Annotated in this window: 9 protein-coding genes; 6 read left to right on the top strand and 3 right to left on the bottom strand. The window is 57.0% G+C overall.

From position 1 onward, the window contains the following. Nucleotides 1-3: 3 nt before the first annotated feature. Together M5M_RS15555 and M5M_RS15550 are read left to right on the top strand one after the other, a co-directional pair. A complete protein-coding gene (locus tag M5M_RS15555) occupies nt 4-1,239 on the top strand; it encodes an MFS transporter (protein ID WP_015048455.1) in 1,236 nt (411 codons plus the stop codon). A gap of 55 nt (nt 1,240-1,294) precedes the next feature. After that, a complete protein-coding gene (locus M5M_RS15550) occupies nt 1,295-1,585 on the top strand; it encodes a DUF6482 family protein (protein WP_015048454.1) in 291 nt (96 codons plus the stop codon). Here M5M_RS15550 and M5M_RS15545 read toward each other — a convergent pair. Next, entirely contained in the window at nt 1,568-2,188 is a 621-nt protein-coding gene (locus tag M5M_RS15545) for a DUF6962 family protein (protein ID WP_015048453.1), read from the bottom strand. The two genes, M5M_RS15550 and M5M_RS15545, sit on opposite strands and share 18 nt — an antisense overlap. A 123-nt stretch (nt 2,189-2,311) precedes the next feature. Between M5M_RS15545 and M5M_RS15540 the strand changes: the two genes are divergently transcribed. The 3 genes from M5M_RS15540 to M5M_RS19705 are packed head-to-tail and all read left to right on the top strand — an operon-like array spanning nt 2,312 to nt 6,712. Then, nucleotides 2,312-4,141 (top strand): serine/threonine protein kinase, encoded by a 1,830-nt coding sequence (locus M5M_RS15540; RefSeq protein WP_015048452.1) that lies wholly within the window; start codon nt 2,312-2,314, stop codon nt 4,139-4,141. Next, nucleotides 4,138-4,911, top strand: coding sequence for a substrate-binding periplasmic protein (locus M5M_RS15535; RefSeq protein WP_015048451.1), 774 nt, complete (start codon nt 4,138-4,140; stop codon nt 4,909-4,911). Before M5M_RS15540 ends, M5M_RS15535 begins: the two co-directional genes overlap by 4 nt. A 52-nt stretch (nt 4,912-4,963) precedes the next feature. Then, complete coding sequence (locus tag M5M_RS19705; protein WP_015048450.1) at nt 4,964-6,712, top strand: ATP-binding response regulator; 1,749 nt, start codon at nt 4,964-4,966, stop codon at nt 6,710-6,712. Nucleotides 6,713-6,719: 7 nt separating this feature from the next. On the opposite strand, the gene M5M_RS15525 is transcribed toward M5M_RS19705, so the two are convergent. Further along, nucleotides 6,720-7,280, bottom strand: a complete 561-nt coding sequence (locus M5M_RS15525) for a lipid-binding SYLF domain-containing protein (protein WP_015048449.1) — start codon at nt 7,278-7,280, stop codon at nt 6,720-6,722. A 137-nt stretch (nt 7,281-7,417) separates the two neighbouring features. Between M5M_RS15525 and M5M_RS19700 the strand changes: the two genes are divergently transcribed. Further along, the gene (locus tag M5M_RS19700; RefSeq protein WP_015048448.1) at nt 7,418-11,311 is read left to right on the top strand and encodes an EAL domain-containing protein; all 3,894 of its coding nucleotides are present in this window, start codon (nt 7,418-7,420) and stop codon (nt 11,309-11,311) included. Nucleotides 11,312-11,332: 21 nt separating this feature from the next. Here M5M_RS19700 and M5M_RS15515 read toward each other — a convergent pair whose 3' ends face one another. After that, nucleotides 11,333-12,019 (bottom strand): hypothetical protein, encoded by a 687-nt coding sequence (locus tag M5M_RS15515; RefSeq protein ID WP_144062481.1) that lies wholly within the window; start codon nt 12,017-12,019, stop codon nt 11,333-11,335. Between the last annotated feature and the right edge of the window lie 96 nt (nt 12,020-12,115).

Below are 12,115 nucleotides of genomic sequence, written 5' to 3'. Positions count from 1 at the left end.
CGTATGACTCACACTGCTCGCGCATCCACCACCAACGCCCCGGCCACCGGGCGCTGGCGGCTGGCCTGGGTATTGATGGTGAGCCTGTTTATCGGCTATCTGGACCGGCTCAATATCAGTCTGGCCCTGCCCCTGATTGCCGAAGAATTCGCCTGGAGCACGGCCGATAAACAGCACTACGGCAGCCTGCTCATGAGCCTGTTCTACCTGGCCTATGGCGCGGCCAACATCCTGCTCACTCCGTTGGGCGCGCGCTTTGGTGCCAAGCGCAGCCTGCAATTGATTGTGGTGCTCTGGTCGGTATTTACCGCCATGGGCGCCTGGTTCAGCCAGATACTGGTGCTGTTTCTGGCCTCCCGGGTGTTGTTGGGGCTAGCAGAGGGTATTCATTTCCCAATGATGAACACCCTCACCCAGCGCTGGTTTGCACCAGAGGAACGCTCGCGCGCCAATGGCATCTGGATCTCCGGCATTTTCCTCGCCATTCTCACCGCGCCTCTGCTGCTGGTGCCCATCATGGACGCCTGGGGCTGGCGCGCCGGCTTTCACGGCCTGGCGGTGGCCGGCTTATTGATTACCCTGCCGCTGATCAGCCTGTACGTACAGGACGCGCCCCCCGGCCAGACATCCGATCATACCCCACCCAAACTGCTGGACCCGGCGCCCTGGCGCCTGCTGGCACACCCCTCAGTGGCGCTGATGTTGCTGGCCGGCATACTCAACAACATGCTGTCGCTGGGCATTTCCAACTGGCTGCCCACCTACTTCGCCAGCCGGGCCGACGTGGACTACGCCCAGCTGACCTGGATTGCCGCCCTGCCCTACGTGTTCTCACTGTTAGGTCTGGCCCTGTTCAGCTGGCTGGGCGATCGCACCGGCAAGCGCGGCCGCAATGCGGCGTTTGGCTTTGTCGCCGCCGGCCTGTGCGTAACGGGCGCCTTCAGTGCCGATGATTTATGGCTTTCACTGGCGCTCTTCTGCGCCGGAGTGTTTTTCATCACCACCTTCAACGCCTGCGAATTTGCCATGGTTCAGTATCTGTTACCTGAACGAAACATCGCCCAGGGAAGCGGCCTCTACAATGGCCTGTCGGTGATGATTGGCGGCGGGCTTGGCACCTGGTTTGTGGGCCAGTTCATGGCCGACGCCAACCAGATGGGCAGCGTGGCGCCGTTAAGTGGTTTGTTTGTGTGCGCAGCTGCGGTACTCTGGTGGCTGGGGCGACGGACCAACTACTGATCCCCCTGCAGTACCCCTCCGTATCTCAATAACGATAACCTGAGGAGCATGCAGTATGAACCGCTTTTCCGTAGACCACCTTTCCCAGCAAAATCTGCCTGTGGCCGTACAGGTATTTTCATCCGAGGGCGATATTTACACTGCCCGCGTCACCCTGCCCGACGGTGCCGAAGGCATCATCTGCAATGGCCAGGGGGAAAACCTGATGACCCGCAGCTTAGAAGCCATGCGCACGAGCCTGGCCGACGTCACTGTCACCGAGGCCAAACTGGTGCATCACATGGCCTATGACGAGATGATTGGCATGGGCGAAAGTCAGGCGTCGGCCTTACCTCTGCACTGGTAAGCGCCGCACCCCCAACCAGAAAGGCACCAGCGCTACCATCTGAATCAGGTGGTAGACGCCGTTGTGGTCGAACGGCCAGATCAACGTGAAGGTGAATAGTTTTAACGCTTGCACGGCAGCGGCCACAAGCGTAAGCAGTACGCCCAACACCAGCCAGCCGGCGCCGGCGCGCCTCTGCCACGCCTGCCAGCTGAAACCTGCCAGCGCAAACCCCATGGCCAACACCTCATAGACAATAAACGGCAGGAAACTGTCGCCCACAAATGATGTGTACAACCAGAAACCTGCGGCCAGCGCCAACAAAGGCAGGGTGGCACGCCGGACTGCAGCTGGCCCCCACAGGTCTTGGATCACGATCAAGGCGAATTGCGCCACCAGCAACGCCAACGCCGCATAAATCACCAGCCAACAGGCTGTAATGGCTCCCACCGGCAGCGCCAGGCCATGGGCAACCGCCCCAAGACCAGCGCCCAGCGCGAGCAAACCAAATACCCGGCTCCAGTTGCCGTGATGCCGGTAAAACACCGCCAGGGCCAGCGCCATTAACGCCAGCAGCAGATCGGTGGCCGCGGTCGTCAGTTCAGTTAGGGAGTCTACCCACATGCTATTGGTTTCCTGCTAAGTCAATTGTGCCTGCCGTCCGCCAGGGGCTTTGCCACCATTAAAACAGGCAGAAAAACCGGCAGCCCATAGGCAGAATCGGGCCTTCAATTTATAGTGGCGTTCATGGAGCACCGTAACTTACAGCATTTTTACATCAATGAAGAGCAGTCAATTTACCTGCTCAGTCATCGCGATGCCAAAAAACTGAAATCCTGGCTGGGCCTGTGCGAGGCGCAATTGCGCCGGCTGGGCTATACGGGCGTCAGCATGATCGGCAAAGGCGCCTACGGTTTTGTCTTTTCAGCGCGCGACTCCGACAACCGCGACTATGTATTCAAATTTTCCCGCATTACCTTGCCGCAACAAGTTCAGGACCGCCTGGAGGACGAAGGCTATATGTTGTCGCAAGTGGACCTGCCAGGCGTACCGCGGTTTATTGAATTCCAGCGGGTGCACGGTCAATCGATTCTGATGATGGAGCGCGCGCCGGGCGTCAACCTCGACGATTACGCCCGGCGCGTGGGCCGTTTATCGCCGCGCCTGCTGCTGAAAATCGCCAGCCAGCTGGCAGACATCCTGCTCGGGATCCGCCAACAGGCGGCCGAACGGGACCAGGCACCGATTGTCCATGGCGATATCAAACCCTCCAACCTGATGTGGGATGAAAGCACCGAAACCCTGCGCCTGATTGACTGGGGCGCGGCCGTGTATGCGCAACTCGACGCCGATGGTAACTTTGCCATGCAAGCCGGCCTCAATGCCCTGTCCGCCGACCTGCAACAAACCAACGCCAAACTCGGTGATATCTATTTTATTGGCGACGACCAACTCAATGGCGGCTTGTCTTCGCCGCGATTTGATGAACAGGGCGCGGCGGGCACCTTGTATGCGCTCGCGTCGGGGCAATCCAGCCGTTTTGGTACCGAGGCGATTCCGCCCGAGTCCCTCGGTCTGCCCAAAGAATTTGCCCATACCTTGTCCAACATGCTGAGCCCCGATAAAACGTTGCGCGATACCGCAGGCAATTATTTTTTGCGCAACATGCGTCATATGAAGCGTATTGTTACCGGCACGGAAAAGGACCTGTCAAACAATGACGCGCAGGCCCTGCTGCCCATCACCCGTTATCCCAAAACCCACGAAGTCGATACCGTGGTATACAGCTCACGCAAATCCTTTTTGCGCCGGGAAATGGACGAGGAAACCTTCCGCGCCATTGATCCCACTGAGCTGGACAAGTACTACAAAAATTTCCTCGGCGGCATGGGCGATACCGAAAAAGCCTTTGTGCTGTCCGTCAGTCATCTGGGCCGTTACCCGTTGGTGGGCGGCCTCGCCATTCACTGGGACGCTGGTGGTATGCACGTGGATTGCAGTCTCAATCTGTATGACGAGTCTCTGCGCCTGGCGTTCAACAGTGCAGTGAACAACATGGTGCACCTGGGTCGGGCCATTAACAAACAGGGGGTATTCAAAAGCTGTATTTTCGATGCGCGCAAAACCCTGCACGTGGAACGCAAGCACAGCGCCGAACCCTTCCGGGTCAAACCCGGTGCCAGAATTACCTTTGACATTATTGCGAGCGAAGACCAAAGCTCGCGCTCCCACTCCTACTTTGAAGACGGTGACGACCCGGATGAAATGCTCACGCTGCCACCGGAAATCATGGCGCCCATCACCGAGATGAACCAGATTCACCATTCCGGCTGTATTATTTTTGAAAGCCTGGAAAAAGACCTGAAAATCCACAATTACCTGCGCCTGCGCGACCCAGGCAAAGCCGATCAATTTCAGGCCTGTCTTGACAAAATCCTCAGCAATTTGCATCGCATAGAAGGGCTTGGGGTTTCGGGCTTTATGAAGTTGCCCTACCGCGACACTAAATATTTCCCCCGTCAGGAGCGATTGCCCGAGCGCTTCCTGACACCCCCAAGCCTGAGCCAGAAGCCATGAAGTACACAGGCCTGGGCTGCACACTTATGTTGTTGATGCTGCTGGCAATGGCCGGCAATGCCGCGGCGCCTGTTCTGCGTGTGAGTGCGGTGGAATTACCGCCGTTTATCTACCAATCGGATTATGGGCCCACGGGACTGATCGTGGATGCCATGGCCGAGGCCAGCCTGCGCACGCAATTAACTTTCCATATCGAATTCATGCCCTGGACCCGCGCGATGAGCCAGATGGTCACGGGCGATGGCGATGCGATAATCCCCACGCAATTCAAACCCGAGCGCGGCGCCTTACTGTTGTACCCGAACACACCCGCGCACACATTTAAATTTGTGGTGCTGACCCGTCCTGAGCTGGCGAGCGACTATAAGGGCAAAACCGCCAGCTTGTTTACCGGCCGGTTTGTGCAGGTGCGCGGCGCCAGCATCGGCCCGGTGTTCGACAGTCTGGTGGCCTCCGGCCGTATCACGCCACAACTGACCAATAATTTTCTGTCCATCGGCCGGATGATCGCAGCCAACCGCGCCGACTACAGTGTGATGCCTGCCCTGTCGGCGCTGTATTACCAACGTAAGCTGGGGCTCAGCCTGGCCTTATTGGCACCGGCGGTGGATGAGCATCCGGTGTACGTGGCGTTCAGCAAACAGAGTGATTATCCGGAGGAGGCACAACAACGCTGGATGGATGCGTTCGACCAGATGGCAGTGGACGGTACCTTAGCCCGATTGGAAGCCTATTGGGTGGAACGTTTACAATCCACCGAGATCAGGTAAGCTGGCCTTTTGGCGCCACAATCCTCCTGAGCCCGGAACACGGAATCAAGCCATGGCCACCCGCAACACGCTGGACGGCGAACTGCTGCAACTGCTTGCCAACCAGAGTGGCATCTCCATTTATCCCATGTCACTGGCGCTGGGCGCCGTGGCCTACTTCGCCAGCGATAACCTGCCCACCTGGGTATGGATCAGCTGGCTGCTGGTGTCGCTGGGTGCGTTGCAATTCCGTTCCTATCTGGTGCGCATTCTGCCCGATCTCGTGCGCTACTCCGAGCGCAGGCGACTGCAATGGGTGATGGCCTGCACCTGCATTAACGGTATTGTGCATGCCCTGCCGCTGGTCCTGATTGACACCTTTTCAAGTCTGGAGCGCGCCATTGTCACCATGCTGCTGATCGGTGCCAGTGCAATTTCAGTGACCACCACTGCCGGCTACCGACCCATCGCGCTCAGCTACAGCGTGCCCGCTCTGGGAACGGCCGCCATGACCTGGCTGGTGTGCGCCTGGATTCACCCCGACAGCCGCGCACCGGCGATCACCATTGCCGGCATGCTGATGTTGTATTTTCCCATGCTGCTGTATGTATCCGGCAACAGCTTCAGGGTGTTTGCCCGTTCCTTTCGCGAGCGGGTGGCGCAGACCGCGGTTAACACCCAACTGCAACTGATTCTGGAACAGGCAGAAACCGCCTCCAGCGCCAAAACCCGCTTTCTGGCTTCGGCCTCCCACGACCTGCGCCAACCGATTCATGCTCTGACGTTATTTTGTGCCGCACTGGCGCGCAAAAAACTGGATAGCGATGCCGCCGAGATAGTGCAACACATGGATGCGGCCTTATCGGGACTGGCCTCCCAGCTGGACTCGCTGCTCGATATTTCCAAGCTCGATGCCGGCGTGGTGGACATCAATCGCCAGACCTTTAATCTGCTCGACATGGCCGAGCGGCTGCAGGTGGAATTCAGCCCGGCGGCCGAGCAGAAAGGTTTGTCAATCTGGCTCGACTGCTATCTCGATGTGTACGTGGACACGGACCCGGGCCTGTTCGAACGCATTCTACGCAACCTGCTATCCAACGCCATCAAGTACACCGAACAGGGCCGCATTCTCATATCCATCAATGCCGAAGACGATCAGGCCACAGTGTCCATCGTGGATACCGGCCGAGGCATTCCCCGCAATGAACAGCGCCGGGTATTTGAAGAATTTTATCAACTGGAAAATCCCGAGCGCGATCGACGCAAAGGCCTTGGCTTGGGGCTGGCTATTGTCAAACGGCTGGTCAAATTGTTGGACTTGCGCTTCTCGCTCTATTCCGTGCCCGATGACGGCACGCGTATCAGCCTGTGCCTGCCCATCTCCCAGAACGCACCCAGCCAGCATGTTTCCCGTGCGCGCCCCATTACTGACTGGAGCGACATGCGGATTCTGGTGGTGGATGATGAAATGGAGGTCCGGTTAGGTATGCAGGCGCTGCTGCAGACACTGGGCGCCACCGTGGATCTGGCCGACAGCACCCAGGAGGCCCTGACGCTGGCGTTGGCCAATAAACCGTCGGTGCTACTGGCCGATTGGCGCCTGCGTAGCGACGATAACGGCATCGATACCATCCGCACCCTGCGCGGCATCTACCCCACGCTACCGGCCCTGCTGATCAGCGGCGATACCGCACCGGACCGGCTGCGCGAGGCCAATGCCGCCGGCATTACCTTGTTGCACAAGCCGGTGGCGGCAAATCAACTGGAAGAGGCGGTGGCAGCGGCCTGCAATCTCCAAAAGCAGTTGATCCCCGCGGAATAAGCCGCGATTACTTCGGCGTAAAGGTATATTTTTGCCCGGCCAGCGATGCCTCGTACATCAGCCCGCCTTTGGCCACAGTCAACACCGCCAGGCCCTTGGTGTAGCTGGCACCTAATTGCTTGGTGGTCGTACTGTGAGTGCCGGTACTGGCATTGGTACCGGTGGTACTGGTAGAAGCCTGTGCGCTGGCAGTAATGGCGATTGCACTGGCACCTGCGGCAAACTCAAAATTGCCGGAGGTAAAGTCCTCGTAGGCGCGCTTGTCTTCAAAAAATACGATTTGGCTGTAAGCCTGGCCACCCAATTGAAAACCCACGGATAACTGCGTCATGGTGGTGGTTCCCGTCACCACTCCACCCCGGTAAACCTGGCCACGACCATGTGCCGCACCGACGCCAATCCCCCCTTTGCCAATGGTGGGAAATACCGCGTAGCCATAGGCGGAACTGAAAAAAGACTTACCCACATCCGAGCTTCTGAATGTTTTGATGGTTTCCTGATAATCATCGGCCTGCGCTGTGAATGCCAATACGCCGACGACAAATCCCAATATCAATGAAAATCTCATAACTCGCTCCTGAGGTGATAATTGCACACCAAGACTATCCCATCCGTGCCACTTATACCTACTCGCTGCCGCCATAATTCCATCAAACGCATGAATTTGGGTCTAAGCTCAAATAAAGGATCCAATCAGTTAGCCGGATGACCCGAACCCTCACCCTCTCTCTGGGCGTGATTGCCAGTCTGCTGCTGGCCGCAGCAGCGGCCTACTTTACCGCGGCAGAAAACCGGCAGTTGGCCGAAGCCAAACTGCAGCGCGACGCTGCAGCGCTCGCGCGCGAGTTATCGCAGCTGGTGCTGGCGGTAGAACACGGCGTCAGAGGCACCAGAGGTGCTATCATCGCTGCCGGCGAGCGCTTCGACCACACAGTATTCAAGCGCTACATCGAATCCCGCGACATTGCCCGGGAATTTCCGGGCATCCCGGGTTTCGCCTGGATTGAGCGGGTGCCACCGGCGCAACGCGAGGACGTGCTCCGGCGCGCAGCCGAAGAACAACCGGGTTTTACCCTGCGCCAATACATGCCCAACGAGCAGGACCTGTTTCTGCTGCGCTACGTAGAACCGACCCTGTTCGTCCAGTCCGGCCTTGGCCTGGATCTGGCGTCCGAGCCGGGTCGTCGTCAGGCGCTTGTTCATGCACAGACAACCAATAAACTGGTGCTGTCGGCGCCACTGCAACAATCCCAACACCGGCTGCAAAGCACACCGGATTATCTGGCCATTCTGTCGGTGGAGGCTGATGCCGGCCATCGGGGCTGGGTGTTGGCACCCATTTATATGACGCCCTTCCTGCACCAGGTGATGGGCGACGACGCCTCCATCCATCTAGTTCTGACTGACGCCGACGCCAGATTCAGCCTGGGACAGGCTGCCCCAACACGGGCCTGGCTTTATCTCAACGCCTCACCCTTAGGTTCGCAAAAAGACCTGAATTTGTATGGCCGGCAATGGCAGCTGAGCGTGAGCCCCGGGCCGAAATTTTTGTCTACGCTGGCAATCCACGATCCGCGCCTGATCTTTCTGGCCGTGCTGGCCACCGGCCTGTTGATCACCGCCGTGAAGGCACTGCTCGAAACTCAAAGGCAACAGCGTGTGTTGCTGGAACAAAACCAACAGGAGCAATTGGGCCTGCTCATTGATGCAGCACCCTGCGGCATGATGCTGCTGAATGCCAGCTACCAGTTCATTGCGGTCAATAAAAAGCTGTGTGAACAAACGGGATATCAGCGCAATGAATTAGTCGACGCCAGTTTTGCCCTGATCATGGGCGAATCACCGGATGGCCAGAACCTGCAATTCAGCAATGCGGACATGCGCGACAACCCCGGTATAGACATGATGGTGCGCAGAAAAGACGGCCACATATTTCCCGCCGCGCTGGGCCTTTCCACTATCCGGATTAACGATCAAAACCACATCATTGCTACCCTTGATGATGTCACTGAACGACGCAAAATCGAACGGCAAATTGCCGACAGCGAAGCGACCTTCAGAAAGCTCGCCAACGCCATGCCGCAACATGTGTGGATCACCCAACCGGATGGCGAATTGGGCTATGCCAATGAACGCTGCCTCGATTTTTTTAAGCTCAGTTTCGATCAGCTGCGCGAACAATGGTTTGATCAAATTCATCCGGACGACCAGAACCATGCCATTGAACAATGGCTGCACGCCACCAACAGCGGCGAGGATTACAGCTGCCAGTTCCGGCTAAAACCGGCCAACGGCGACTACATCTGGTTTATTTCCCGCGCGATTCCGGTTGAGGATGAGCTTGGTAATGTCGTTGCCTGGTATGGCACCAATACCGACGTGTCAGAATCCATGGCGGCCCAGCAAGCCGTTGAGCAGCAGGCCAAAAATACCCAAGCGATTATCGATGGCGTAATGGACGCCATCATTACCATCAATGAACAAGGCTTAATCAGCCAGTTTAACACCGCCGCTGAGGCGCTGTTTGGCTATAGCGAAAAAGAAGTTCTTGGTAAAAATGTTAACCTGCTGGTACCGGATCCACACCATCATCAGCACGACCAATACATTCAGAATTACCTGAATGGCGGCGAAGCAAAAATCATCGGCAAAGGCGGCGTCGTCGACGGCAAAAAGAGGGACGAAAGCCTGTTTAAAATGGAACTGCGTATTGCCGAAATCTGGCATCAGAACCAACGCCAGTTCATCGGCATGGTGCGCGATATCACCGAGCGCCACAATAACGACAAATTACTCAAGGCTCAGGACCACATTCTGGGCATGATTGCCACAAACACGGAACTGCCCATCACGCTCGACGCCCTGGTCCGGGACATAGAAGAGTTAGCGCCGGATCTGATTGCGTCGGTTCTGCTGCTCGACAGTAGCGGCAGGCGTTTACTGCATGGCGCCGCCCCCTCACTCCCGAGCGAAATCAATGCCGCCATTAACGGGCTGGCGATTGGTCCGAAGGTCGGCGCCTGCGGTACCGCCGTGTATTATCAGAAACAGATTATTTGCTCGGATATCCGCACCGATCCCCACTGGGAGGATTTCCGCGAACTGGCGCTTAAGCATAATCTGCTCGCCTGTTGGTCGACCCCCATTATTTCCATGAACGAAGTACTTGGCAGTTTTGCACTCTACTTCCGGACACCAAGGACACCAACGGAGACTCATCAACGCATCATTAACATGGCGCAACACGTTGCAACACTGGCCATCACCCACGACCGGCGCGAGACCCGTATCAAACAACTGGCGTTTTATGACTCTCTCACCCGTCTGCCCAATCGCGCACTGGGCATGGACCGACTAAGCCGCGCCATCAGTGACGCCCAGCGACGCAGCGAATCCCTGGCGGTAATGTTCATTGATCTGGACGGCTTCAAAACCATTAATGACAGCCTGGGTCATCACGTGGGCGACCGGTTGTTGAAACTAGCGGCTGCCAGATTGGATAAATGCGTGCGCGAAAACGACACCGTGGCCCGCCTCGGTGGCGATGAATTCATCGTGATTTTGCACGGTCCGAAAGACAGCCTGGCGGATGTGGTGGCACAAAAAGTCCTGGAAGCCATGACCCGAAAATTTCAGATCGATGAACACGCATTGCACGTGAGCTGCTCCATTGGCGTTGCGCTCTATCCGCGCGACGGCGCCGATGCGCAAAGCCTGTTGCGCAACGCCGACGCCGCTATGTACCGGGCCAAAGAGCTGGGCCGCAACAATGCGCAATACTATACCGAAGAGCTGAACCGGGCAGCCATGGAACGGATTACCCTGGAAAGCGAAATCCGTGCGGCGCTGGAACGGCAGGAGTTTTATCTGCACTACCAACCGCGGGTCAATAACCGCACCGGAAAAATTATCGGTCTGGAAGCCCTGGTACGCTGGCAGCATCCGTCGCGTGGCACGTTGGGACCCAATGTGTTTATCCCGGTGGCAGAACAATCCGGGCTGATCACCGCATTGGGTGAATGGGTACTCAATCACGCTTGCACCCAAGTCAATTTGTGGCTGAATCAGCTCAGCACGCCCTTGTCTATTTCGGTGAATCTGTCTCCCCGGCAGTTCCGCGATCCAGCATTGACCGAAAAAGTCGCCCACATTCTGGCCCAGTCGGCACTGCCACCCGAGCTGCTTGAATTGGAAATCACCGAATCGATGGTCATGGATGACGCCCACGACACCACCGTTCAACTGCACCAACTGAAAAGTCTCGGTATCACCCTGGCCATTGATGACTTTGGCACCGGCTACTCCAACCTCTCGCGTTTGAAGCATTTACCGGTCGACGTACTCAAGATCGACAAGAGCTTTGTGGATGGCATCCCCGACGACACGGACGATACCGCCATTGCCACCACCATCATCGCCATGGGTCATCACCTGAACCTGAAAATCGTGGCGGAAGGTGTGGAAACATTCCAGCAACAGAAGTTCCTCAGTGAAAACCAATGTGATGAGATGCAGGGTTACCTGTTTGGTAAGCCGGTCAGCACCAAGGACATCGAGCACATATTGGGGCTGGCACCCCGTCAAACCCGGCAGCAGTGAAACAGTGTTGACGCCAGGCCTTTATTTTTTTGTTTTCGACAGGTATTTCAGCGCAATCTGCTCGGCCTTGGACGCGCGCAACCATTGCCGGGAACCTTCCACATGGCGATCCATTTTTTCGGCCAATACGCCACGCAGGTGATCGGCCAGAATGGCATCGGCTTCGAACAGCCGGTCGAAATCCAATTCAAACAATTGCAGACAGGCGATGTCTTTGATGTAGTGCAGGCCCAACAGACAACTCAATTTGGCAATCGGCAACACCTGCTGTCCGTGCAACCGGTTGAGGTCCACCAGATCTTCCCACTCGGCCTGAATAAAGCGACTTTCGTTTTCGTCGTACACCGCCAGCTGAGGAAAATCGGTTTCATCGGATGGGTCATAAAACAGGAAGTGATCCGACGGGATCAACCAGGACTCCGGTAATTTGAAACTCATATTGCCGTCGGGATGAATCCTCGGCAACCGTCGTGCACTGCTGGTATCGGACAACTTGTATTCCACAACCAGCCGGCCGGTAGCACCGGTATGAATCGCAAAGCCGCGTTCCATGACCGAGCAAAAGAGCTCAAAGTGCTCGTCCAGGGTTTTCTGAGACAAGTGCGAGGGTTTTCGGGCACGGGAAAACAGCGCCCGCACGCTTTTAGAAAAATCAGCAAGCGCCACAGCCGGGCCCTCGTTGTACACTGCGTTCCATGCGATCCTCACACCAACGGCACCCGATCTGGCACCTCAGGCGTGCATCTTACTCATTCTGGCACGCAGGCTCAATCAGCATCCGACAGGTGAAACAGCAGCCAAAAG

The organism is Simiduia agarivorans SA1 = DSM 21679 (assembly GCF_000305785.2).
Lineage (GTDB): Bacteria > Pseudomonadota > Gammaproteobacteria > Pseudomonadales > Cellvibrionaceae > Simiduia > Simiduia agarivorans.
The sequence above is the reverse complement of the archived record's forward strand: the minus strand, read 5'-3'. Positions and strand labels throughout refer to the sequence as shown.

Bases quoted from the DNA above. Each gene is read 5' to 3' on its own strand.
- M5M_RS15555 (WP_015048455.1), top strand. From the start codon at position 4: ATGACTCACACTGCTCGCGCATCCACCACCAACGCCCCGGCCACCGGG.
- M5M_RS15550 (WP_015048454.1), top strand. From the start codon at position 1,295: ATGAACCGCTTTTCCGTAGACCACCTTTCCCAGCAAAATCTGCCTGTG.
- M5M_RS15545 (WP_015048453.1), bottom strand. From the start codon at position 2,188: ATGTGGGTAGACTCCCTAACTGAACTGACGACCGCGGCCACCGATCTG.
- M5M_RS15540 (WP_015048452.1), top strand. From the start codon at position 2,312: ATGGAGCACCGTAACTTACAGCATTTTTACATCAATGAAGAGCAGTCA.
- M5M_RS15535 (WP_015048451.1), top strand. From the start codon at position 4,138: ATGAAGTACACAGGCCTGGGCTGCACACTTATGTTGTTGATGCTGCTG.
- M5M_RS19705 (WP_015048450.1), top strand. From the start codon at position 4,964: ATGGCCACCCGCAACACGCTGGACGGCGAACTGCTGCAACTGCTTGCC.
- M5M_RS15525 (WP_015048449.1), bottom strand. From the start codon at position 7,280: ATGAGATTTTCATTGATATTGGGATTTGTCGTCGGCGTATTGGCATTC.
- M5M_RS19700 (WP_015048448.1), top strand. From the start codon at position 7,418: ATGACCCGAACCCTCACCCTCTCTCTGGGCGTGATTGCCAGTCTGCTG.